16 protein-coding genes are annotated in these 23,628 nt (G+C 72.8%); 3 read left to right on the top strand and 13 right to left on the bottom strand.

What is annotated here, in order from left to right:
• Window positions 1-130 precede the first annotated feature (130 nt).
• The 4 genes from hemW to lepA all read right to left on the bottom strand — a co-directional run bounded on the left by hemW (window position 131) and on the right by lepA (window position 7,814).
• Window positions 131-1,363, bottom strand: a complete 1,233-nt coding sequence (hemW, locus tag IE178_RS02210; protein WP_193511081.1) for a radical SAM family heme chaperone HemW — start codon at window positions 1,361-1,363, stop codon at window positions 131-133.
• Window positions 1,364-1,401: 38 nt separating this feature from the next.
• Window positions 1,402-3,546 carry an ATP-binding SpoIIE family protein phosphatase gene (locus IE178_RS02205; RefSeq protein ID WP_193511080.1) on the bottom strand — a complete coding sequence of 715 codons (2,145 nt, stop codon included), beginning with the start codon at window positions 3,544-3,546 and terminating at the stop codon, window positions 1,402-1,404.
• 279 nt (window positions 3,547-3,825) lie between these two features.
• Complete coding sequence (locus IE178_RS02200; RefSeq protein WP_193511079.1) at window positions 3,826-5,700, bottom strand: AMP-dependent synthetase/ligase; 1,875 nt, start codon at window positions 5,698-5,700, stop codon at window positions 3,826-3,828.
• Window positions 5,701-5,945: 245 nt separating this feature from the next.
• Window positions 5,946-7,814, bottom strand: coding sequence for a translation elongation factor 4 (lepA, locus tag IE178_RS02195; RefSeq protein ID WP_184760666.1), 1,869 nt, complete (start codon window positions 7,812-7,814; stop codon window positions 5,946-5,948).
• A 253-nt stretch (window positions 7,815-8,067) separates the two neighbouring features.
• Here lepA and rpsT point away from each other — a divergent pair, with 253 nt between their 5' ends.
• Window positions 8,068-8,334: a 30S ribosomal protein S20 gene (gene rpsT / locus IE178_RS02190; RefSeq protein ID WP_184760665.1), complete on the top strand. Its 267-nt coding sequence runs from the start codon at window positions 8,068-8,070 to the stop codon at window positions 8,332-8,334.
• A 47-nt stretch (window positions 8,335-8,381) separates the two neighbouring features.
• On the opposite strand, the gene IE178_RS02185 is transcribed toward rpsT, so the two are convergent.
• The 9 genes from IE178_RS02185 to leuS form a co-directional block, all read right to left on the bottom strand.
• Window positions 8,382-8,831 (bottom strand): nuclear transport factor 2-like protein, encoded by a 450-nt coding sequence (locus IE178_RS02185; RefSeq protein WP_318279794.1) that lies wholly within the window; start codon window positions 8,829-8,831, stop codon window positions 8,382-8,384.
• Between the two features lie 61 nt (window positions 8,832-8,892).
• On the bottom strand, window positions 8,893-9,882 hold the full coding sequence (holA, locus tag IE178_RS02180) for a DNA polymerase III subunit delta (protein WP_184760664.1): 990 nt from the start codon (window positions 9,880-9,882) through the stop codon (window positions 8,893-8,895).
• 270 nt (window positions 9,883-10,152) lie between these two features.
• Window positions 10,153-10,398 (bottom strand): hypothetical protein, encoded by a 246-nt coding sequence (locus IE178_RS02175; RefSeq protein WP_193511078.1) that lies wholly within the window; start codon window positions 10,396-10,398, stop codon window positions 10,153-10,155.
• 23 nt (window positions 10,399-10,421) lie between these two features.
• On the bottom strand, window positions 10,422-11,261 hold the full coding sequence (locus IE178_RS02170) for an arylamine N-acetyltransferase family protein (protein ID WP_193511182.1): 840 nt from the start codon (window positions 11,259-11,261) through the stop codon (window positions 10,422-10,424).
• A 16-nt stretch (window positions 11,262-11,277) separates the two neighbouring features.
• Window positions 11,278-13,917 carry a ComEC/Rec2 family competence protein gene (locus IE178_RS02165; RefSeq protein ID WP_193511077.1) on the bottom strand — a complete coding sequence of 880 codons (2,640 nt, stop codon included), beginning with the start codon at window positions 13,915-13,917 and terminating at the stop codon, window positions 11,278-11,280.
• Entirely contained in the window at window positions 13,914-14,981 is a 1,068-nt protein-coding gene (locus IE178_RS02160; RefSeq protein ID WP_438874341.1) for a ComEA family DNA-binding protein, read from the bottom strand. The genes IE178_RS02165 and IE178_RS02160 overlap by 4 nt, the downstream gene beginning before the upstream one ends.
• A 466-nt stretch (window positions 14,982-15,447) precedes the next feature.
• Entirely contained in the window at window positions 15,448-16,293 is an 846-nt protein-coding gene (locus tag IE178_RS02155) for a DegV family protein (protein ID WP_184760661.1), read from the bottom strand.
• A gap of 57 nt (window positions 16,294-16,350) precedes the next feature.
• Window positions 16,351-17,097 (bottom strand): hypothetical protein, encoded by a 747-nt coding sequence (locus IE178_RS02150; RefSeq protein WP_193511075.1) that lies wholly within the window; start codon window positions 17,095-17,097, stop codon window positions 16,351-16,353.
• 218 nt (window positions 17,098-17,315) lie between these two features.
• On the bottom strand, window positions 17,316-20,201 hold the full coding sequence (leuS, locus tag IE178_RS02145; protein WP_193511074.1) for a leucine--tRNA ligase: 2,886 nt from the start codon (window positions 20,199-20,201) through the stop codon (window positions 17,316-17,318).
• A 521-nt stretch (window positions 20,202-20,722) separates the two neighbouring features.
• Between leuS and IE178_RS02140 the strand changes: the two genes are divergently transcribed.
• Together IE178_RS02140 and IE178_RS02135 are read left to right on the top strand one after the other, a co-directional pair.
• Window positions 20,723-21,967 (top strand): ferric reductase-like transmembrane domain-containing protein, encoded by a 1,245-nt coding sequence (locus IE178_RS02140; protein WP_193511073.1) that lies wholly within the window; start codon window positions 20,723-20,725, stop codon window positions 21,965-21,967.
• On the top strand, window positions 21,964-23,574 hold the full coding sequence (locus IE178_RS02135; RefSeq protein WP_193511072.1) for an NADH-quinone oxidoreductase subunit NuoF family protein: 1,611 nt from the start codon (window positions 21,964-21,966) through the stop codon (window positions 23,572-23,574). The genes IE178_RS02140 and IE178_RS02135 overlap by 4 nt, the downstream gene beginning before the upstream one ends.
• Window positions 23,575-23,628 lie beyond the last annotated feature (54 nt).

Genomic DNA, 23,628 nt, shown 5'->3' with positions numbered 1-23,628 from the left:
GCTGAAAGTCAGCCCGTCCGGCGTGTGTGGACGAAGCCCGTTCAGGGCCGAAGCGGGGTCCGGGGGCGCAGCCCCCGGGCGGGACGGGCAGGGGCGGCGGGGCGAGGATCCGACGGCCCGCGCGCCCCGCTCAGTCGACCAGGTCCCGCACCACCGCGTCCGCCAGCAACCGCCCCCGCAGGGTCAGCACCGCGCGGCCCGACGCGTACGGCTCCCGCTGGAGCAGCCCGTCCGCCAGGGCCCGGCGCGCGGCCGCGAGCCCGTCCGAACGCAGCAGCGCGAGCGGCACGCCCTCCTCGAGCCTCAGCTCCAGCAGGATCCGCTCCACCCGCCGGTCCTCGTCCGACAGCAGCTCACGCCCCGCCCCCGGCGACCGCCCTTCCGCCAGCGCCGCCGCGTACGCGCCCGGATGCTTGACGTTCCACCAGCGCACCCCGCCCACGTGCGAGTGGGCGCCGGGTCCCGCGCCCCACCAGTCGGCGCCGCGCCAGTACAGCTCGTTGTGCAGGCAGCGGCCGGCCTCGGAGGTGGCCCAGTTCGACACCTCGTACCAGTCGAACCCCGCCGCCGACAGGGTGTCCTCGGCCATCAGATAGCGGTCCGCGTGGACGTCGTCGTCCGTCATCGGCACCTCGCCGCGCCGGATGCGGCGGGCGAGCTGCGTGCCCTCCTCGACGATCAGCGCGTAGGCGCTGACATGGTCCGGCCCGGCGCCGATCGCCGCGTCCAGGGACGCCCGCCAGTCGTCGTCGGACTCCCCCGGCGTGCCGTAGATCAGGTCCAGGTTGACGTGCTCGAAGCCCGCCGCGCGGGCCTCGGCGACGCAGGCCTCCGGGCGACCGGGGGTGTGCGTGCGGTCGAGGACCTTCAGCACGTGCTGCCGGGCGCTCTGCATGCCGAAGGAGATCCGGTTGAAGCCGCCCGCGCGGAGGGCCGCCAGGTAGGCCGGGTCGACCGACTCCGGGTTCGCCTCCGTGGTGACCTCGGCGTCCGCCGCCAGCCCGAACTCCTCCCGGATCGCCCTCAGCATCCGTACGAGGTCGTCGGCGGCCAGCAGGGTGGGGGTACCGCCGCCCACGAACACCGTGCGGACCTCGCGCGGGTCGTCCCCCAGCACCTTGCGGGCCAGGCGGATCTCGTCGATCAGGGTGTCGGCGTAGTTGTCGCGGGAGGCCAGCACCCCGCCGCTGCCGCGCAGCTCGGTCGCGGTGTAGGTGTTGAAGTCGCAGTAGCCGCAGCGGGTCGCGCAGTACGGGACGTGCAGGTAGAAGCCGAGGGGGCGGTCGGCGGCCCCGGCGAGCGCGGACGCGGGCAGCGCGCCGTCGGCGGGGACGGGTTCGCCGTCGGGGAGTGCGGAAGGCATGTGCTCCATTGTCCCGCACCCGCCCCGCGACCTCCGCGTCACTCGGCTTGGAGCACCAGGAGGGCGAGATCGTCGGCGGGCGGACGGGCCCCGAACTCGTGCACGAGCTGCGTGATCCGTTCCGCTATCAGGCCGGCGTCCATCCCCGCGCACCCCGCCAGGGCCGTGGCGAGCCCGTCCCCGTCGTCGAACTGGCGGGAGCCGGAGCGCCGCTCGGTGACCCCGTCGGTGACGCAGAGCAGGGTGTCCCCCGAGTACATCTCGAAGGTCTCGCTGGTGTACGTGGCGTCCTCGACGACGCCGAGCAGGGTCTGCGGCTGGGCGACGGCACGGACCGAGCCGTCGGGGGCGAGCAGCAGGGGCAGGGGGTGTCCGGCGGAGGCGAGGGTGCAGCGGACGCCGCCCTCGAAGGGGACGAGTTCGCCGTAGAGGAGGGACAGGAAGCGGGTCTGGGGGCCGTCGCCGGGGGCGGTGGGGCGGGCGCCCGCGGCGACCAGCGCGCGGGCCGCGGCGTCGGCGGCCTCGGTGGCGTCGTCGAGGAGGAGCTGGTTGAGGCGGTCGAGTACGTCGGCGACGCGGTAGCCCTCGCGGGCGAGCAGCCGGAGCCAGGGCCGGGCCAGCCCGATGACGACGGCCGCCTCCGGACCCTTGCCCTGGACGTCGCCGAGGGCGAAGCACCAGCGGCCCTGTCCGGCCGGGAAGAGGTCGTAGAAGTCACCGCTCGGCCCGCCCTTGTCGCAGGGCTCGTAGACGAGGGCGCTGCGCACGCCGGGGATCTCGGCGACGGCCCCGGGCAGCAGCCCGCGCTGGAGCACGGCGCTGATGGTGGCCTGGCGGGAGTACTGCCGGGCGGCCCCGATGGCGAGCGCGACCCGGCGGCCGAGGTCCTCCACGAGGCCGGTGATCTCGTCGGGGAAACGGTCGATCCCGCCCCGCCCGATCACCAGTGTGCCCAGCGGGCGTCCGCCGGCGACGAGCCGGTAGGCGAGGGCGGTCCCGGAGACGGCGGGGGCCGGGTCGTGGGCGCCGGGGACGTGGCCCGTGCCGCCGGCCCCGGCGTGGGCCGTGGCGTCGGCCGGGACATCGGACGGGACGCCGCCCGGGACGCCGGCCGGGACATCGGCCGGGACGTCGAGCGCCTTCTCCGGCCAGGGATAGGGCACGGGACCCGGGCGTAGGGGGTCGCCCGGGTGGGGCGGGTTCTGTTCCAGGGCCCGGCTCAGGTCCTCGATGCGGTTCTCACTGGCGTGCCAGACCCGGGCGAGGCGGGGGCCGCCGACCCGTGTCGCGTCGCTCCAGCCCCCGCGGCCGGTGGCCTCGTCCTCCAGCCACACCGCGCACCAGTCGGCAAGGCGCGGCACGATCAGCTGCCCGGTGAGCGAGGCGACCAGGTCCTCGTCCAGCTGGCCCGCGAGCAGGTCGGAGGCCTCGGCGAGGAAGGACAGCGCGCCGCGCCCCAGCCAGGTCCCGTCCCGCCCCGGACGGCGGGCGAGCCAGTCGTCGCCGTACGAGCCGCCCCGCCAGGCGTCCCGCGCGCCCGGTCCCTCCCGAGGGGCGGACGGCCCCCGGGGGACCAGCGGGTCCAGCGGGTCCAGCGGGTCCAGCGGGTCCATGCAGTCGGTCGCGAGGATCTCCGCGACCCTCAGGTCCCGCGCCGCCGCGCGCTCCTGCGTGTACGCCTCGATCTGGTCGCCCGCCACGCACCCCCCGGCGGGCAGGCGCGCCCACACGGTCTTCGTGCCCGGCCGGTAGGTGATCCCCCAGGCCTCGCAGACCGCGGCGACGAGGCGCAGACCGCGCCCGTACTCGGGGGCGTCGGGCGCCGGTGCTTCGGGCTCGTCGCCGCGCGGCGCCCGGGAGGGGTGCCGGTCGGCGACCTCGACGACGATCGCGCCGGTCTCCTCGTCGAGCCCGCACGTCAGGCGCAACTCGGTGCCCGCGTGCACGACGGCGTTGGTGACGAGCTCGCTGAGGACGAGCATGGCGTCGTCGCCGACGCGGCCGGTGAGATGTTCGGCGCCGGGCAGTGCGCGCTGCGCCCACTCGCTGAGTGCCTTGCGCAACAGGGCCCGGGCGGCACCCGGCGCGAGGGGGCTTCCGGACAGGGTCGCTTCCACCCGCGCGCACCCCCGCGCGCCGGAGGCGCACGAGGCGGTCTCCCGTTGGGTCGGAATGGCCCTCATGGGCAGCTCCCCGGGCAGTTCGTACGAATAGAACCTCGATCGACGCCCACAGGGTGACAGACCGACCCCACTCATAAGCACCGAGTTACCGAAGTTGGCCCGCCAAGGGTGAGAACAGTGCTCCGCGCGTGATCAAGAACGGACAGAAAGTCGGCCGGTTCCGTACATCCCGGAACCGAAGAAACAGGGGCGGGGCCCCGGGCCGCACCGGCCCGGAACCCCGCCCCCGCGGTCACACCGCGCTGGTCACGCCTCGCGCGTGCCCGCGTACAACGTTGATCACGCCTCGCGCGTGCCCGCGTACATCTCCTCGATGAGGTCCTTGTACTCCCGCTCCACCACCGGCCGCTTCAGCTTCAGGCTCGGGGTGATCTCGCCGTGCTCGACGTCGAGGTCGCGCGGCAGGAGGCGGAACTTCTTGATGGTCTGCCAGCGCTGGAGGCCCTCGTTGAGCTGCTGGACGTAGCCGTCGACCATCTCGACCGTGGCGGGCGCGGCGACGATCTCCGCGTACGGCTTGCCCTCCATGCCGTTCTCCGCCGCCCAGCCGGCGAGCGCGGCCTCGTCGAGGGCGATGAGGGCGGTGCAGTAGTTGCGGTCGGCACCGTGCACCAGGATGTTCGAGACGTACGGGCAGACCGCCTTGAACCGGCCCTCGACCTCGGCGGGCGCGATGTACTTGCCGCCGGAGGTCTTGATGAGGTCCTTCTTGCGGTCGGTGATGCGCAGGTAGCCGTCGGGCGAGAGCTCGCCGATGTCGCCGGTGTGGAACCAGCCGTCGGCCTCCAGGACCTCGGCGGTCTTCTCGGGCAGGTTGTGGTAGCCCTGCATGATGCCGGGGCCTCGCAGCAGGATCTCGCCGTCGTCGGCGATGCGCACCTCGGTGCCGGGCAGGGGCTTGCCGACCGTGCCGGTGCGGTACGCCTCGCCGGGGTTGACGAAGGAGGCCGCCGAGGACTCGGTGAGGCCGTAGCCCTCCAGGATGTGGATGCCGGCGCCGGAGAAGAAGTAGCCGATCTCGGGGGCGAGGGCCGCCGAGCCGGAGACGCAGGCGCGCAGGTTGCCGCCGAAGGCCTCGCGGATCTTGGCGTAGACGAGCGTGTCGGCGACCTTGTGCCTGGCGCCGAGGCCGAAGGGGACGCTCGCGGTGCCGGTGCGGCGGAAGTTGTCCTGGGCGGCCTTGGCGTACTCGCGGGCCACGCCTGCGGCCCACTGGAAGATCTTGTACTTGGCGCCTCCGCCGGCCTTCGCCTTGGCGGCGACGCCGTTGTAGACCTTCTCGAAGATGCGGGGCACGGCCGCCATGTAGGTCGGCCGGACCACCGGAAGGTTCTCGATGATCTTGTCGACGCGGCCGTCGACGGCGGTGACGTGGCCGACCTCGATCTGGCCGGAGGTGAGCACCTTGCCGAAGACGTGCGCGAGCGGCAGCCACAGGTACTGCACGTCCCCGCCGCTGACCAGCCCGGTCGCGGCGATCGCCTTGGCCATGTACGACCAGCAGTCGTGCGGCAGACGCACCCCCTTGGGGCGGCCGGTGGTGCCGGAGGTGTAGATGAGGGTGGCGAGCTGGTCCTTGGTGATCGCGGCGACCCGCTCCGTGACCAGCTCCGCGTCCTTCGCCAGCCGGGCGGCGCCGCGGCGCTCCAGTTCGGCGAGGCTGATCACCCAGTCGTCGGTCTCGACGCCGGCCGCGTCGACGACCACGACCCGGGTGAGCTCGGGCAGCTCGGCGCGCTGGTCCACCGCCTTGGCCACCTGCTCGGCGTTCTCCGCGATGAGCACCCGGCTCTGGGAGTCCGACAGGATGTAGGCGGACTCCTCGGCGTTGGTCTGCGGGTAGATCGTGGTGGTGGCGGCGCCGGCGCACAGGATGCCGAGGTCGGCGAGGATCCACTCCACCCGGGTCGACGACGCCAGCGCCACCCGCTCCTCCGGCTGTACGCCCAGCTCGATCAGTCCGGCCGCGATGGCCCGGACCCGCTCCGCGGTCCCCGCCCAGGTCAGCGACTTCCAGTCGTCCGGGCCCTCGCCGGAGGCGGGCGGGACGGGGTAGCGGTAGGCCTCGGCGTCCGGTGTGGCCGCCACACGCTCCAGGAAGAGGGTCGCCACGCTCGGCGGACGGTTCTCGATCAGTGTCTGTGTGTCGCTCACGACATCCTCCGGGCCCGCGACGGTGCGGCTGGCTCAGTGCGGCTGGGTTTCCCTCGCGTCGTTGTTTAACTCGCGAGTAACTATCGAGCACGGACAGAGTAAGGGCCGATCGGTCACCGCGTAAGGGGCCACGGCCTGTCACTTCGTACAGGGAGCTACCCGATGTACGCGCAGGGGCCCGCCGCACCTGCGTGCGACGGGCCCCTGTTCCGCCCGGTTTGCGGAGTGACCCGCAGTAACCCCGGCTACTTCTTGCTCTTGCCCGATCCCGCGCTGTCATCGCTGGAGAGGACAGCGATGAATGCCTCCTGCGGAACTTCCACGGAACCCACCATCTTCATCCGCTTCTTGCCTTCCTTCTGCTTCTCCAGCAGCTTCCGCTTGCGGGAGATGTCACCGCCGTAGCACTTGGCGAGGACGTCCTTGCGGATGGCGCGGATGGTCTCGCGGGCGATGACCCGGGAGCCGATGGCGGCCTGCACCGGCACCTCGAAGGCCTGCCGCGGGATCAGCTCCTTGAGCTTGGCGACGAGCCGTACGCCGTACGCGTACGCCTGGTCCTTGTGGGTGATCGCGGAGAACGCGTCCACCTTGTCGCCGTGCAGCAGGATGTCGACCTTGACCAGGCTGGAGGTCTGCTCACCGGTGGGCTCGTAGTCGAGCGAGGCGTAACCGCGGGTCTTGGACTTCAGCTGGTCGAAGAAGTCGAAGACGATCTCGGCGAGCGGGAGGGTGTAGCGGATCTCGACCCGGTCCTCGGAGAGGTAGTCCATGCCGAGCAGCACACCGCGCCGGGTCTGGCACAGCTCCATGATCGAGCCGATGAACTCGCTGGGCGCCAGGATGGTGGCGCGCACGACCGGCTCGTACACCTCGTCGATCTTCCCCTCGGGGAACTCGCTGGGGTTGGTGACGGTGTGCTCGCTGCCGTCCTCCATGACCACCCGGTAGACCACGTTCGGCGCGGTGGCGATCAGGTCGAGCCCGAACTCGCGCTCCAGGCGCTCGCGGATCACGTCGAGGTGCAGCAGGCCGAGGAAGCCGACGCGGAAACCGAAACCGAGGGCGGCGGAGGTCTCCGGCTCGTAGACCAGGGCTGCGTCGTTGAGCTGGAGCTTGTCCAGGGCCTCGCGCAGCTCCGGGTAGTCCGAGCCGTCCAGCGGGTAGAGGCCGGAGAACACCATCGGCTTGGGGTCCTTGTAGCCGCCGAGCGCCTCCTCGGCGCCCTTGTGCTGGCTGGTGACGGTGTCACCGACCTTCGACTGGCGGACGTCCTTCACACCGGTGATGAGGTAGCCCACCTCGCCGACGCCGAGGCCGTCGGCGGACAGCATCTCCGGCGAGTTGGTGCCGATCTCCAGCAGCTCGTGGGTCGCGCCGGTGGACATCATCCGGATCCGCTCGCGCTTGTTGAGCTGGCCGTCGATGACACGGACGTACGTCACGACACCGCGGTAGGAGTCGTAGACCGAGTCGAAGATCATCGCGCGGGCGGGGGCGTCCTTGACGCCGACCGGGGCGGGGATCTCGGCGACCACCTTGTCCAGCAGCGCCTCGACGCCGAGGCCGGTCTTCGCGGACACCTTGAGGACGTCGTCCGGGTCACAGCCGACCAGGTTGGCCAGCTCCTCGGAGAACTTCTCGGGCTGTGCGGCCGGCAGGTCGATCTTGTTGAGCACCGGGATGATCGTGAGGTCGTTCTCCATCGCCAGGTAGAGGTTGGCGAGGGTCTGCGCCTCGATGCCCTGGGCGGCGTCGACCAGGAGGACGGTGCCCTCGCACGCGGCGAGCGACCGCGAGACCTCGTAGGTGAAGTCGACGTGCCCCGGGGTGTCGATCATGTTGAGGATGTGCGTGTTGCCCTTGTCGTCGGTGGGCGCCCACGGCAACCGCACCGCCTGGGACTTGATCGTGATGCCGCGCTCACGCTCGATGTCCATGCGGTCGAGGTACTGAGCGCGCATCTGCCGCTGCTCGACCACACCGGTCAGCTGGAGCATCCGGTCGGCGAGCGTGGACTTGCCGTGGTCGATGTGCGCGATGATGCAGAAGTTGCGGATCAGCGCGGGGTCGGTACGGCTCGGCTCGGGCACATGGCTGGGGATCGCGGGCACGCAGGGTCCTGATTCTTGAGGCGTCCGCATACGTGTGCTTGTGCGTCTGCGGTCTCGGGTCGGATCGATACGTAGCCTCCATGGTCCCACGGGTGGGGACCCGGGACGGGTTTGGGCCACTGAATGGGCCGCTGGTAGTGTGGGGGGCTGTGTCTCATGCCCTCTCAGCACGAGGCACACCCCAAGAAATCACCCGGTGCGGGATCCGTGCGGCATCGTGCGGCTCCGTGCCAGAACCTGTAGAGGCTCATTCGTGGCGAACATCAAGTCCCAGATCAAGCGGAACAAGACCAACGAGAAGGCCCGGCTGCGCAACAAGGCCGTCAAGTCCTCTCTGAAGACCGCGATCCGCAAGGCCCGTGAGGCCGCCGCCGCGGGTGACACCGAGAAGGCCACCGAGTACCAGCGCTCCGCCGCTCGTCAGCTCGACAAGGCCGTCTCCAAGGGCGTCATCCACAAGAACCAGGCCGCCAACAAGAAGTCGGCGCTGGCTCAGAAGGTCGCGGCCGTCAAGGGCTGAACAACCCCTTGATCTGACCGTCGGCGGGACTCCGGGCGGGCCCTCTCTCATCCGCCCCCGGCCGGCACCCCGAGCTCGTACGCGGCCTGCGTTCGCCACGCGGGTACGGGCTCACAGGCTTCATCCGAAGGCCCCGCTCCCTCACCCTTCCCCAGGGTGGCGGGCGGGGCCTTCGGCATCGTCCGGGAGCAGAGGTCGTTCATCGTGTCGATGTCCGCGACGCACTCGTCCAGGTCCGTCGTCCTGTCCCCGACGAGCCGGAAGACGATGCCTCCGTCCTCGTCCAGGTGCTCGCCCCGCCGGTCGGCCGTGAGGTGGTGCGGGCTCACCGCGTGCCCCCGGCCGTCGACCAGGACCTGCCGCAACCAGACGGCGAACGTCCCGCCGGTCTCCTCACCGAGCCGCCGGTACATGTCGGGAATCGCGTCCCGGCCCTTGTAGTCTCCGGACAGGGCGCCGGTCACCGGCACGTGACGGGTGGCATCCGCCGCACACATCGCGCGCAGGGTCTTTCAAGTCCCCGCTTACGTGAAGGCGTCGTAGCCCGCGCGACCGGGGTCAGGCCCGTCCCCTCGACCGCGCCGCCCGCGCGATGGTGACGACCGCCTTCTCCAGGGCGTACTCCGGGTCGTCCCCGCCGCCCTTCACGCCCGCGTCCGCCTCGGCCACCGCGCGCAGCGCCACGGCCACGCCGTCCGGGGTCCAGCCGCGCATCTGCTGCCGCACCCGGTCGATCTTCCACGGCGGCATGCCCAGCTCGCGGGCGAGATCGGCCGGTCTGCCGCCGCGCGCCGACGACAGCTTGCCGATCGCCCGTACCCCCTGGGCCAGCGCGCTGGTGATCAGCACGGGAGCCACCCCGGTCGACAGCGACCAGCGCAGGGCCTCCAGGGCCTCCGCCGCGCGTCCCTCGACCGCACGGTCGGCGACCGTGAAGCTCGATGCCTCGGCCCGCCCGGTGTAGTACCGGCCGACGACCTCCTCGTCGATCGTGCCCTCGACGTCCGCGACCAGCTGGGACACCGCCGAGGCCAGTTCACGCAGATCGCTGCCGATGGCGTCGACCAGCACCTGGCACGCTTCCGGTGTGGCCGATCTCCCGGTGGCCCGGAACTCGCCCCGCACGAAGGCCAGCCGGTCGGCCGGCTTCGTCATCTTCGGGCACGCCACCTCCCGTGCGCCCGCCTTGCGCGCCGCGTCGAGCAGTCCCTTGCCCTTGGCTCCGCCCGCGTGCAGCAGCACCAGCGTGATCTCCTCGGCGGGCGCTGCGAGGTACGCCTTCACGTCCTTGACGGTGTCGGCCGACAGATCCTGCGCGTTGCGTACGACCACGACCTTGCGCTCCGCGAAGAGCGACGGGCTCGTCAGCTCGGCGAGGGTGCCGGGCTGGAGCTGGTCCGGCGTCAGGTCACGTACGTCCGTGTCCGCGTCGGCGGCCTTCGCGGCGGCCACCACCTCCCGCACGGCACGGTCGAGGAGCAGGTCCTCCTGGCCCACGGCGAGCGTCACCGGGGCGAGGGGGTCGTCGGATGCGGTCTTCCTGGCCATTGCGACAAGCATCCCACGCGCCACTGACAACACCGCCCGGCCCGCGTCACCCGGCCGCTGCCGCCGGGGGCCCGTGCCCTCCGGTCGGCCTGCGGGGCCGGCCGGACTGCGGGCCCGGCCGGACTGCGGGCCCGGCCGGACTGCGGGCCCGGCCGGACTGCGGGCCCGACCGGACTGCGGGCCCGACCGGACTGCGGGGCCGACCGGACTGCGGGCCCGGTCGGCCTGCGGGGCCGGCCGGACTGCGGGGCCGGCCGGACTGCGGGCCCGCTACGGCTCCTCGCGCCAGCCGTCCCACTCCGCCACGAACTCGTCCAGCTCGCCGGGGTCCAGCCGCCCCGACTCGTCCCGCAGGAGGACGAGCCACTGCGCGTCCTCCGCGTCGTCCTCGCCCGCCAGGGCGTCCCGCACCAGCCGTGGCTCCTCGTCCACGCCCAACCGTCCGCCGAGGGCCCCGGCCACCTCTTCCGCGGCATCACGGTCGGGCAGCACCAGCACATGTCGCACATCACTCACACGGGCCATTGTCCGTTACCGGGTCAGCCGCCGTGCCCGGTGCCCCGCACCGTCGGCACCGCGTCCAGCCCGATCCCGAACCGGTCCCGGTAGACACCGAGGACCTCCTCGTCCGTCCCGATCTCGCGTTCCCGCCGCGTCCCGTCCGGCGCCGTGACCGTGAACCGCCGCCCGCTGAGCGTGATCCGCCCCCCGTCCTCGGTGACCCGCGAGCACACGAGCGACCGGGTGAAGTGGGAGGCCGGTGAGGTGCTGTGCCACCACGCCCCGGCCGTGAAGTCGTCGAGCGCCCTCGGCCGGACCTCCAGGCGGTACACCGGCCGCGCGTTCCGGGTCACGTCCAGGTCCGCCGCCTCCACCCTGTCGTGCCCGCCGCGCACCCCGGCCGCGTCGGCACCCGCCTCGACGATCCGGAAGGTGCCTCCGGGGTCCTCCTGCTCCCCCCGCTCCCCGAAGGCGAGCGGGAGATGGCAGTGGGCCCCGAAGCCGACGTCGGCCAGCCGGTCGCCCCCGTCCACCGTCCGTACCCGCAGCGCGAGATGGTCGTACGGAATGCCGAGCCGGCCCCCGTCCCCGTACACCCGTGCGGCGAGCAGCGTGACGTCGTAGCCGATCGCGGCCAGCAACGCCCCGAAGGCTCCGTTGAGTTCGTAGCAGAACCCGCCCCGCCGCCCCTGGACCACCTTGTCCAGCAGCCGCTTCTCGTCCAGCACGATCTCCTCGCCGAGATGGATGGACAGGTTCTCGAACGGCACGGTCCGCAGATGTCGCAGGTGCAGCTCGCGCAGCGCGTCCACGGTGGGCCGGGCGGGCTGTTCGACGCCCAGTCGGCTCAGATAGGCGTCGATCCCCGCGGTGTTCATGCCCTCGGTCACGCCCTCAGTGTCGCGCCACCCGCGGCTCTTCGCTCCCCTCCCCTCCGCCTGTCACCGCCAGGGCCCCGTCCCGGTCCGTCCGCAGCACCGTCGCGCCCCCGGCGCGCAGGGCGTCGACCGTGCCCGGTGCCGGATGTCCGTACGTGTTGTCCTGCCCCGTGCTGATCAACGCCAGCCTCGGGGCGGCCCTGCGTATGAGGTCGGGATCCTGATACGCCGAGCCGTGGTGGGCGACCTTCAGGACGTCCACGTCGGCCAGCCGCTGGGCCGCCGGTGACCTCGCCAGGGCGCGCTGGGCCGGGGGTTCCAGGTCCCCGAGCAGCAGCAGGCGCAGGCCGGCCGTGCGGACCAGCATGGCCACGCTGGCGTCGTTCGGCCCCTCCGGCACCGGGCCCAGGGACGGCAGACCCGGGGGCGACGTCCCGGAAGGCGGCGGACCGGGGACCTGCGGACCGGAAGGGTGCGGGCCCTGTGATGGCGGGGCGCTCGGCGGGGGCCACACCACTTCCCAGGACAGCTCCCCCGCGCGCCGCACCTCGCCGGCGACGGCATGCGTCACCGGAACCTGCCGGGCGGCCGCGAGTCCGCGTACGAACGCGGCCTGGCCGGCCGGTTCCTCGAAGGCCGTCGTCTCGACGGCGCCCACCGCCCGTCCGCGCAGTACGCCGGGCAGGCCCGCCACGTGGTCGGCGTGGAAGTGGGTCAGTACGACCAGGGGCACCCTGGTGATGCCCAGGGAGCGCAGGCAGCGGTCCACGAGGGCGGGGTCGGGTCCGGCGTCCACGACCACGCCGGAGCCCTCGCCCGCCGCCAGCACCATCGCGTCGCCCTGTCCCACGTCGCACATCACCATCCGCCAGCCCGGCGGCGGCCAGCCCGTGATCACCCGGGTCAGCGGCGGTGGCTGCACCACAAGCAGCACCAGCAGCAGTGCGCAGGCGCCGCACCACCAGGGGTGTCCGAGCAGCCGCCGCCCCACGAGCAGCGCGGCCAGGGTCACGGCGCCGAGCGCCGCCGCTCCGGTCCAGCCGCCGGGCCAGTCCACCCCCGCGCCGGGCAGCGCCGCCCCGGTCCTGGCGACTCCCGCGATCCACTCCGTGGGCCAGCTCGCGCACCAGGCCAGCGCCTTCGCCGCCGGCATCGCCACCGGCGCCGTCGCCAGGGCCAGGAAGCCCAGCACCGTGGCCGGTGCGAGGGCGAACTCCGCGAGCAGATTGCACGGGATCGCCACCAGACTCACCCGCGCCGCGAGCACGGCGACCACCGGCGCGCACAGCGCCTGCGCGGCGCCCGCGGCGGCCAGCGCCTCCGCGAGGCGGGGCGGAACCCCGCGGCGCCGCAGCCCCGCGCTCCAGCGCGGAGCGAGCGTGAGCAGCGCGCCGGTGGCCAGCACGGAGAGCAGGAAGCCGTAACTGCGGGCCAGCCACGGGTCGTACAGGACCAGCAGGAGCACGGCCGTCGCCAGCGCGGGGATCAGTGATCTGCGGCGGCCGGTGGCGAGCGCGAGCAGCGCGACGGATCCGCAGGCGGCGGCCCGCAGCACGCTGGGGTCCGGCCGGCACACGACGACGAACGCGAGGGAGAGTGCCGCGCCCAGCAGTGCCGTGGTCCGCAGGGAGATGCCGAGGCGGGGGGCGAGTCCTCGGCGCTCGACGTGCTGCGCGAGGCCGGGCGGGCCGAGGAGCAGGGCGAGGAGAATGGTGAAGTTGGCGCCGGAGACGGCGAGCGTGTGCGTGAGGTCTGTCTCCCTGAACGCCTCGTCGAGTTCCGGGGTGATTCTCGCGGTGTCTCCCACGACCAGCCCGGGCAGCAGCGCCCGCGCGTCCGCCGGCAGCCCGTCGGTGGCCTCCCGCAGTCCGCCCCGCAGCCGTCCCGCCAGCCGCTGCGGCCCCGACGGCTCCCCGACCACCTCCGGTCCGCCCCGGTCCTTCACCCGCAGCACCGCCGCGAACCGGTCACCGCCCGCCCTCGCCGGCGCGAGCCGTGCCTCGACGCGCAGGCGGGTGGAGGGGAGCAGGGCGAGCCAGGGGGAGCCCGCGCCGCCCCGTGTGGTGCGCTCGGACGGGCGCGCGTCGACGATCAGCAGCACGGGTGCCCGGGTCGCCTCCGCCGCTCCGCCGGCCCTCGCCACCCGCCGCACGTCGGCCTCGATCAGGACGGACGGTGGAGCCGTGTGGTGTCCGCTGACCCTGGGCCTGGTGAGCCGGGGGTCGGCGCTGACCTCGACCTCGGCGGTGACCCGGGCGTACTCCACCGCCAGCGCGGGAACGGGGCCCCGCCGGACATCCGAGCCGTGCAGACCCGCCGATCCGGCCGCTGCGGCGACGCAGAGCAGCGCGGCGGCACCGGCGTGGGCGGTGGCCCGTCCCCGTCCCGTCAGGCGGCTGCTCCCTGCCAGGAGGAGAACCCCGGCCGCCAGCAGGGAGGTGAGCACGACACCCGCCACCAGGCCGGACGGGGCGTGCAGCATCGCCGCCGCCGTGCCCCAGGCGGCCAGCGCGGGTGGGACCAGTCGGAGGTCCGTCGGTCCCTCCTGCCTCGGGTGCGCGGCCCCGAGCCGTTTCCCGGAGGCGGCGTGGACGCGCCGTCGGGCGGTGTGCTCGCGGGGCGGTGGCACCGCTGTGTCCGTGGCGTCGGTCCTCATGGCCGTACGAGGTTCCGCAGGTCCGCGAAGCGGCGGTCGCCGATGCCGTTCACCTCGCGCAGCTCGTCCACCGAGCGGAAACCGCCGTTGCGGGTGCGGTAGTCGACGATGTGCTGCGCCAGCACGGGGCCTACTCCCGGCAGGGTGTCGAGCTGGTCCAGCGTGGCGGTGTTGAGGGACACCGGGGCGGCGGGACCGGCTCCCGCCGCCGTACCGGCGCCGGGGGCGGTTCCGGTGGCGCCGCCCGGTCCGGCGGCCGGTGCCGGGCCTCCCACGACCACCTGTTCGCCGTCGACGAGGAAGCGGGCGCGGTTGAGGGTGTCGGTCCTGGTGCCGGGCCGTACTCCGCCCGCCGCACGCAGCGCGTCCTCGACCCGTGAACCGGCCGGGAGACGATGGATTCCCGGGTCCCGGACCTTGCCGCTGACGTCGACCACGATCTCGGGCGCCGCCGAGCCGCCCGCCGCCGTACCTGCCGACGCGCCCGGCCGGCCTTCTCTCCCGTCTGCTCCACCCGCGACCCGCTCCCCCTGGGGGACCGCCGCCCTTACCACCTCCGGTGCCCGTACCGGCTGGGCGCGCCCCGTCCAGAAGTGCTGCACGGCGAAGCCCACGGCGACCACGAGCAGCATCGACAGCGCGATCACGCTCCGCCGTTCCAGACCGCACCGCGCCTGCACCCACAACGGCAGACGCTCCCGCAGCGCGAGCCCCGCCCGCTCCCGGCGCCGCCCCTCCGAAAGCCCCGGTGCGGAAGCCGTCTCGTGCGGCTCCGCGTCCGCGAGTCCTTCGTCGCCCTCCACCGTGACCGCACCGCGCCCGGGCCACGGTGACCGGTGCCGCACGGCCACCGGACCGTCTGGATCGACTGGACGGTCTGCAACCACCGGACGGTCCGGAACCACCGGACGGTCTGCAACCACCGGACGGTCTGCAACCACCGGACGGTCCGGAGCAGCGGAGCCGTCCCCGGCCGCCGAACGACCGGCGGCCACCGAACGGCCCGCGGACCCCCCGCGCTCCACAGCCACCGAGCGCCCCGCCAACCCCCCGCGCTCCACCACCTCCGAACGCCCAGCCAACCCCCCGCGCTCCACAACCACCGAACGCCCCCTCGCCGCCGAGGAGTCGGTCCGTGGGAGGGGGCGTGCGCCGCGTACGGCCCAGCTCGGTACCCGCCTGTTGGTTCCGCCGCCCCCGACGCCCTCGTCGGCGTCGAACAGCGACTCCGCGCGGCGCCGGACTTCCTCCGCCGCGGCCTGACGGTCCCGGTGCCGGGCCCGGCTGCCACGGGGCCGGGCGGGCCGGCGATGGCGGGCGCGGCCGTCGGAGGCGGGGCCGCGGCCCGGTCCACTGGTCGGCGTCGCTGAGCGTGAGCGTGATCGAAGTGCCATGCGAGCAGGATCCGGCACCGCGCCCCACCCGCGATGATCTTGCTCGATCCCCGTGGATCACCGCCCGGTTGTGGACAACTCCGTCACCCGTACGAGTACGAGGTCACGCGACGGGCCGACAGACCGGCCGACCGCCTCATCGAGCCGAGACCACGACCCCCAGCAGCCCGGGCCCCGTATGTGCCCCGATCACCGCGCCCACCTCGCTGACATGCAGGTCGGCCAGGCCCGGCAGCCGGGTCCTGAGCCGCTCCGCGAGGGCCGACGCGCGGTCCGGGGCGGCGAGATGGTGGACGGCGACGTCGACCTCCCCGCCGCCCGCCCGTTCGGCCGCGATCTCCTCCAGCCGGGCGATCGCCTTCGACGCCGTCCGCACCTTCTCCAGCGGTTCGATACGGCCGCCCGCCAGTTGCAGCAGCGGCTTCACCGCGAGGGCCGAGCCCAACAGCGCCTGGGCGGCGCCGATACGGCCGCCGCGGCGCAGATAGTCGAGGGTGTCCACGTAGAAGTAGGCCGAGGTGTCCGCCGCCCGTTTCTCCGCGGCCGTGACCGCCTCGTCCACCGTGCCGCCCGCCTCCGCGGTCTCCGCCGCGGCGAGGGCGCAGAACCCGAGCGCCATCGCGATCATGCCGGTGTCCACCACGCGCACCGGCACCGGTGCCCGGCGGGCGGCCACGACCGCCGCGTCGTGGGTGCCGGACAGTTCGGCGGAGAGGTGGAGGGAGACGATGCCGGTCGCACCGGACTCGGCGACCTTCCGGTAGGTCTCGGCGAAGACCTCGGGGCCGGGCCGGGACGTCGTCACCGGGCGCCGCTTCTGCAAAGCCTGGGCGAGGGAGCGGGTGGAGATCTCGGTGCCCTCTTCGAGCGCGCGGTCGCCGAGGACCACGGTCAGGGGTACCGCCGTGATGCGGTGCCGCTCCATCGTCCGGGCCGGCAGGTAGGCCGTGGAATCGGTGACGATCGCGACATGGCGGGACATGAGCTGGAGGTTACCTGCCGTAGTGCCCCTGCGGCAGCCCGGCCCCGCGGGCACGACTCACGTGGTGCTCTCGGGGCGGCGCTTCTTCTGCCAGGGGTAGGTGGGACGCGGCGCGGGCGGGGTGATGGCGGGCCGCGCGGGCTCCTGTTCCGGTTCGCGTGCCCGGGCGGGCTCCGGTGTCTCCGGCCGGTTCTGACCGGCCCGCGGGGCGTCGGCGGTGGGGGCTTCGGGCCAGGGCGGGGGTGTGGGGCGCGGTTCCGTGGTGGTCCAGTGCCGCAGGGCCCCGGCCTCCATGTCGATCTGCTCGCTCAGGGAGTCCAGGTCGTCGGCCGCGAAACGGTGGGCGCGGTCGCGGGCGGCCCAGCGCAGGGAGTCCGCGGCACTCGTGATGCGCTCGGTGCGCTCGCGCAGCTCGGGCAGCCGCCCGGAGAGCGTGGCGCGGTCCGGTTCGGACTCCAGGCGCCTGAGTTCGCCGTCCAGTTCGTGGCCGTGCGCGCTGAGCCGCTGGAAGAGGCCGAGGGACTCCTTGAGGGACTCGTCCTCGGCGACGGCGGCCTCCAGCGCGTCCTGGGTGGCCCGCATCGAGGTGCGCAGCTTGAGCCGGAGCTGGGCGATCTCGCCGGCCGGGCCGGGCTGGGCGAAGGCCTTGGCCCTCAGGGTGTGGTCCTCCACCGTGCGGCGGGCCTGGGTGATGTGGCGGTCCGCGCTGCGCTTGGCGGCGCCGACGACCTTCACCGTGGCGTACGCGCCAAGCACGACGAAGAGCACGAAGAGCAACGCGACCACTGCGAACACCGCTTCCACGAAGCTCCTCCTCCGGGCCCTTCTCATCTGTCCCGGCGCACTTCGCGCCGCTCTTCAACGGTAAACGCAACGGGCAGGTCCGGAGTTCCTGACAAACCCCGAACCTGCCCGTAGGGGATCACCCGGACCCGCGGGCCCCAGACCCCTGGACCCGGACTCCGGACCCCTGGGCCCTCCGGCGGACCATGCCGACCGCCGGACGGGCCCTGACGCTCACCTCACGCCGGAACGATGTTCACCAGCTTCGGCGCCCGGACGATCACCTTGCGGATCCCGGCCCCGTCCAGCGCCGCGACGACCCTCTCGTCGGCCAGCGCCACCTTCTCCAGCTCGTTCTCCGAGATGCCCGGGGACACCTCCAGCCGCGCCTTGACCTTGCCCTTGATCTGCACCACGCAGGTCACGGTCTCGTCGACCACGTACGCCGGGTCGGCCACCGGGAAGTCCTGGTGCACCACCGAGTCCGTGTGGCCCAGCTTGCGCCACAGCTCCTCGCCGATGTGCGGGGCCAGCGGCGCGACCATCAGCACCAGGGGCTCGGCGACGGAGCGCGGCAGCGCGCCCTGCCGCTTGGTCAGGTGGTTGTTCAGCTCGGTGACCTTGGCGATGGCGGTGTTGAAGCGCATGCCCTCCAGGTCGCCGCGCACCCCGTCGATCGCCTTGTGCAGGGCGCGCAGGGTGTCCTCGTCGATGTCGGCCGTCTCGACGTCGACGACGGTCACCTCGCCGGTCGCCTCGTCGACGATGTTGCGCCACAGCCTCTGCAGCAGCCGGAACTGACCGACCACCGCGCGGGTGTCCCACGGCCGCGACACGTCCAGCGGGCCCATGGCCATCTCGTACAGGCGCAGCGTGTCGGCCCCGTACTCGGCGCAGATCTCGTCCGGAGTGACGGCGTTCTTCAGGGACTTGCCCATCTTGCCCAGCAGTCGGGAGACCTTCTCGCCCTGGTAGTAGTAACCGCCGTCGCGCTCCTCCACCTCGGCGGCCGGCACCGCGATGCCCCGGCTGTCGCGGTAGACGTAGGCCTGGATCATGCCCTGGTTGAACAGCTTGTGGAACGGCTCCGCCGACGACACGTGGCCCAGGTCGTACAGCACCTTGGACCAGAAGCGGGCGTACAGCAGGTGCAGCACCGCGTGTTCGGCGCCGCCGACGTACAGGTCGACGCCGCCGTGCGGCATGCCCTCGCGCGGGCCCATCCAGTACTGCTCGATGGCCGGGTCGACCAGCTTCTCGGAGTTGTGCGGGTCCAGGTAGCGCAGCTCGTACCAGCAGGAACCGGCCCAGTTGGGCATGGTGTTGGTCTCGCGCCGGTACTTCTTCGGCCCGTCGCCCAGGTCCAGGGTGACGTTGACCCAGTCCTCGTTGCGCGACAGCGGCGTCTCGGGCTGGGTGTCGGCGTCGTCCGGGTCGAAGGTGCGCGGCGAGTAGTCCTCGACCTCGGGCAGCTCCAGCGGCAGCATCGACTCGGGCAGGGCGTGGGCGACGCCGTCCTCGTCGTAGACGATCGGGAAGGGCTCGCCCCAGTAGCGCTGCCGGCTGAACAGCCAGTCCCGCAGCCGGAAGTTGACGGTGCCCTCGCCGTGGCCCCGGTTCTCCAGCCACTCGGTGACGCGCGCCTTGGCCTCGACGACGCCGAGGCCGTCCAGGGAGACGTCCGCGCCGGAGGAGTTCACGATCTTCGCGTCGTACGACACGAAGGCGTCGTCCCACGTCGACGGGTCGGTGCCGCGGCCGTCGGTCGGCTCGACCACGCAGGTGATGGGCAGCTCGAAGGCGCGCGCGAACGCGAAGTCGCGCGTGTCGTGGCCGGGGACGGCCATGATCGCGCCGGTGCCGTAGCCCATCAGGACGTAGTCGGCGATGAAGACGGGAACCCGCGCGCCGTTGACCGGGTTGGTGGCGTACGCGCCGATGAAGACGCCGGTCTTGTCCTTGGCCTCGGCCTGGCGCTCGACGTCGGACTTCGAGGCGGCCTGCGCGCGGTACGCGGCGACGGCCTCGGAGGGGGTCGCGTGGCCGCCGGTCCACACCTCGTGGGTGCCCTCGGGCCAGGCGTCCGGGGTGAACTTCTCGACCAGCGGGTGCTCGGGCGCCAGCACCATGTAGGTCGCGCCGAACAGGGTGTCCGGGCGGGTGGTGAAGACGGTGATGCGCTCGCCGTCGATGGGGAAGTCGACGCGGGCGCCCTCGGAGCGGCCGATCCAGTTGCGCTGCTGCAGCTTGATGGCCTCGGGCCAGTCCAGGGCGTCCAGGTCGTCGAGGAGGCGGTCGGCATAGGCCGTGATCCGCATGTTCCACTGCCGCAGCTTGGCCTTGAAGACGGGGAAGTTGCCGCGCTCGGAGCGGCCGTCGGCGGTGACCTCCTCGTTGGCCAGCACGGTGCCCAGGCCGGGGCACCAGTTGACGGGCGCGTCGGAGGCGTAGGCCAGGCGGAACTCGCCCAGGACGTCGGCGCGCTCGGCCTCGCTCAGTTCGCTCCACGCGCGCGTGTGGCCCGGTACGGGGCGCTCACCGGACTCGAAGAGCGCGATCAGCTCGGAGATCGGACGGGCCTTGTCCGCCCGCTCGTCGTACCAGGAGTTGAAGATCTGCAGGAAGATCCACTGGGTCCACTTGTAGTACTCCGGGTCGATCGTGGCGAACGACCGGCGCTTGTCGTGGCCCAGGCCCAGCCGGCGCAGCTGGGACTTCATGTTCTCCATGTTGGCTTCGGTGGACACGCGCGGGTGCGTGCCGGTCTGCACGGCGTACTGCTCGGCGGGCAGGCCGAAGGCGTCGAAGCCCAGGGTGTGCAGGACGTTGTGCCCGGTCATGCGCTGGAAGCGGGCGTAGACGTCGGTGGCGATGTACCCCAGCGGGTGACCGACGTGCAGTCCCGCACCGGAGGGGTAGGGGAACATGTCCATGATGAACTTCTTGGGCCTGGCGACCGTCTCCGCGTCGCCCGCCAGGTCGCCGCCGGGGTTGGGAGCGGCGTACGTGCCCTCGGCGTCCCAGAAGTCCTGCCAGCGTGCCTCGATCTCGGCCGCCAGGGCGGCCGTGTAGCGGTGCGGCGCTGCCTCCGCGGCTGCGGTGGCAGCGGGGTTCGTCTCGCTCATGATCCTCAATGCTCCATCGATCGTCTCTGCCTGCTGCTGCGGCTTTCCGGAAATGAAAAATCCCCTCGCACAGGAGGGGACGCCGCGCCGATTCCGACCGGCCTGTCACCGGCGGTCGGGACTGATCAGCGCGGCTCGCTAAGCAGAAGGCGTACGGCACGCATGGCGCTAGGGTACCGCAGCCCTCGTTCCGGCCGCGACGCGCTTCTCACCGCGGCGCGACGCCCTTCGCACGCCGACCCGACGCGCTCCCCACGCCGGCCGATGCGCACGGTTACTCCGCGTAACAACCACTAAGGGACATCGCAACGAGCGCGTCGTCATGTGATAACAGCGCAATAACTCAAACCTCGTACTCATCGGTATGACGAGCTCTACAGTTCGGCAGCGGGACCGCTTTACCGAACCTTTCGGAGTTGCCCCATGAACTCTCGTCCAGACAGCAGCCCACCTCCCGCACGGGGCCGGTCGGCTGCGGCCGAGCCGTGCCCGCTTCGCGTCGTGGCGTCGGGAGGCAGGTCGTGAGGCCGGACGACAGCACGGCGGACGACTGGCTCGCCGAGTTCCTCGGCTTCGGTGTGGGCGTCCTGTCGCTGGTCTGCCTGAGCTGCTCGGTGATCTGGGGACTCGTCGCCCAGGACCGGATCCTGCTCGGCCCCCGTCAGCGGATCCTGGCGCAGGCGGTGCACCGGACGACCGCGGTCGCCTCGATCGTCTTCCTGCTGATGCACATCGGCATCAAAGTGGCACAGGAGCACACCTCCTGGATCGCCGCCGTGATCCCGTTCGGACTGGCCCTCACCGACGACGAGGCCGTCACCGGCCGCACCTTCCTCATCGGGCTCGGCACCCTCGCCGGCCTGCTGATGTTCTTCGTGGGCATCACCGGCGCACTGCGCAACCGCTTCGCCTCCCCGGCCCCGGTCGCGGCCCGCTGGCGGGCGATGCACATGCTGGCGTACCCGGCCTGGTGCGCCGCGCTGGTCCACGGCCTGTACGCGGGCCGCGAGGCGAAGCCGGTCTTCGTGATCCTCTACGGGCTGTCCGTGGTCGGCGTCACGGCGGCCCTCGTGCTGCGCGCCTCCCCACGCCCGGTAAAGCGCAGAATCGCCGGCCGGATCACCTCGCTGCTCGGCCCCACCGAGCAGCGCGACCGCGAGAACCTGGAGGAAAGCAGGTCGCGCGCGGCCGGGTCCGCCCTGCCCGGACACGGGGGCCGGCGTGCCTCCGCGCGGGGCGACGAGCGCCCTCGCGGCGGGCGCCCGCTGTACGAGACCGCCGAGCGGGCCGCCGCCCCGGAACCGGCGAACGGCTTCGCCGCCGCCTACCGCGCGGTCTCGACACCCGCCCCGTCACCGTGGCAGACGCCGCTCACCGGGGGAACCGCCCGCATGGAGCTGCCGCCGGACCTGCAGCGCACGGAGGCCATGCCGCGCGTGGACGGCCCGTCCAGCACCTCGGGCAACTGGCCGATCCCGTCCCCGCCGCCGGTCGGTGAGGCACCGCCGTCGGCGTACGACCCGCTCAACGACACCGGATACACCGTCCCGGCGTATGACAATTCGGTCGGCTCCGGCTACGGCTCGAGTGATGTGTACGACACCGCTGAGACGAACACCCTCTACGGCACGTACAACCCCAGTGACACGTACAACAGCGGTCCCGCCACTGAAACGCTCCCCGGTGCGTCGCCCTCGTCGTCCTACGACTTCGACGCACCGGGTTCGGGCGAACCTTGGAACACGCCTTCCGGAGGCTTTAAGTGAACGAGGCCCTGCCCGACGTACCCGAAGTCCGCGTGGTCGGTCTTCCCCAGCTCACGTCGGGCTTCGACCTTGTCGACCGGCTCGATCTGCCCATGCACCTCAAGGTGCACGGGCCGCTCGAGCCCCTGGGCGGTGAGCAGCTCGCGCAGCTCGCCGAACGCATCAACCTCAGGGGCCGCGGCGGCGCGGGCTTCCCCTTCCACAGGAAGCTGCGCTCGGTCGCCGAATCGGCGATCAAGCGCGGCGTCCGGCCGGTCGTCGTCGTCAACGGCAGCGAGGACGAGCCGGCCTGCCGCAAGGACACGGTGCTGATCAACCGTGCCCCGCATCTCATCCTGGACGGCGCTCTGCTGTGCGCCGAGGCCATGGGGGCCCGCACGCTCGTGGTGGGGGTCACCCGGGAGTCCACCCAGCGCTCCATGGAGGCCGCGCTCGCCGAACGCGGACTGAGCAACGGGCGCCGGTCGGTGCTGCGCGCCCGTGTGCAGCGCAACCCGGTCCGTATGGTCACCGGGGCCGCGGCCTCCCTGATCCGCTCCATCGACGGCGGCCCGGCGATCCCGCCGGGCCGCAAGGTCAGCGCCTCGCGCAGCGGCGTCGGCGGCGCGCCCACCCTGCTGTCGAACGCCGAGACCTTCGCCCAGCTCGCCATCGCCGCCCGCATCGGCCCGGAGCGCTACGGCAACACCGGCCTCTACGACGAGCCGGGCACCGTGATGCTCACGGTGTCCGGCGCGGTGGCCCGCCCCATGGTGATCGAGGTGCCGACGGGCGTGCCGCTGCGCTACGTCCTCCAACTCGCCGGGGCACCGCCGGTGCCGCAGGGCGTGCTGACGGGCGGTTACCACGGCAAGTGGATCGACGCGGCGACCGTCGACGAGGCGATCGTCTCCCGCAACTCCTTGGACGCGGTGGGCGGTTCGCTCGGCGCGGGCGCGATCCTGCCGATCGGTCAGGACACCTGCCCCCTGGGCGAGTCGCTGCGGGTGGCTCAGTGGCTGGCCGAGGAGAGCGCGGGCCAGTGCGGCCCCTGCTACCTGGGGCTGCCGGCCGCCGCGCGCGGCCTGGAGGACATCCTGAACGGTGGCGGGCCGGCCGCCCTGGAGGCGGTCAGGCAGGTCGCCAAGAACGTGAAGCGCCGGGGCGCGTGCTCGCACCCCGACGGCTCCGCGATGTTCCTGGAGTCGACGCTCAAGGCGTTCACCGACGACCTCGCCGCCCATGTCCTCGGCAACGGCTGCGGACGGCCCGTGACGGGCGTTCTGCCGCTCTTCGAGGGAGGCAGGGCGCCTACGGGCATCCCTGGTGGCGGCGGGGAGGAGAACGGGCCCAGCCGCCAGAAGATCTACGTCGACTGGACGCTGTGCCGGGGGCACGGCCTGTGCGCGGACATCCTCCCGGAGGTGTTCCAGCTCGGCGCGGACGGCTTCCCGACGGTGGCTCAGGCCCAGGTGCCGCGCTTCGCCGAGGCGAAGGCGCTGCGCGCGGTGCGCCGCTGCCCGGCGCTGGCCCTGCGCGTAGAGGACGAGGCCCCCCAGGCCAAGGCGCCCTCCCGCAATCTGCCGGTGCTCTCCCAGGGCCGCGGGCGGCGCGCCCTGGGCCGCTAGGGTCTGTCCGCCCTCACAACCAGCGAGGGCGGACCATCCATTCGGATGATCCGC

Source organism: Streptomyces griseoloalbus (genome assembly GCA_014650015.1).
GTDB lineage: Bacteria > Actinomycetota > Actinomycetes > Streptomycetales > Streptomycetaceae > Streptomyces > Streptomyces griseoloalbus.
Note: the sequence above shows the minus strand (reverse complement) of the source record. Positions and strands in the feature narration are given on the sequence as shown.

Bases quoted from the DNA above. Each gene is read 5' to 3' on its own strand.
- IE178_RS02205 (WP_193511080.1), bottom strand. From the start codon at position 3,546: ATGAGGGCCATTCCGACCCAACGGGAGACCGCCTCGTGCGCCTCCGGC.
- IE178_RS02155 (WP_184760661.1), bottom strand. From the start codon at position 16,293: ATGTCCCGCCATGTCGCGATCGTCACCGATTCCACGGCCTACCTGCCG.
- IE178_RS02170 (WP_193511182.1), bottom strand. From the start codon at position 11,261: ATGAACACCGCGGGGATCGACGCCTATCTGAGCCGACTGGGCGTCGAA.
- holA (WP_184760664.1), bottom strand. From the start codon at position 9,882: ATGGCCAGGAAGACCGCATCCGACGACCCCCTCGCCCCGGTGACGCTC.
- IE178_RS02165 (WP_193511077.1), bottom strand. From the start codon at position 13,917: ATGAGGACCGACGCCACGGACACAGCGGTGCCACCGCCCCGCGAGCAC.
- IE178_RS02185 (WP_318279794.1), bottom strand. From the start codon at position 8,831: ATGTGTGCGGCGGATGCCACCCGTCACGTGCCGGTGACCGGCGCCCTG.
- leuS (WP_193511074.1), bottom strand. From the start codon at position 20,201: ATGAGCGAGACGAACCCCGCTGCCACCGCAGCCGCGGAGGCAGCGCCG.
- hemW (WP_193511081.1), bottom strand. From the start codon at position 1,363: ATGCCTTCCGCACTCCCCGACGGCGAACCCGTCCCCGCCGACGGCGCG.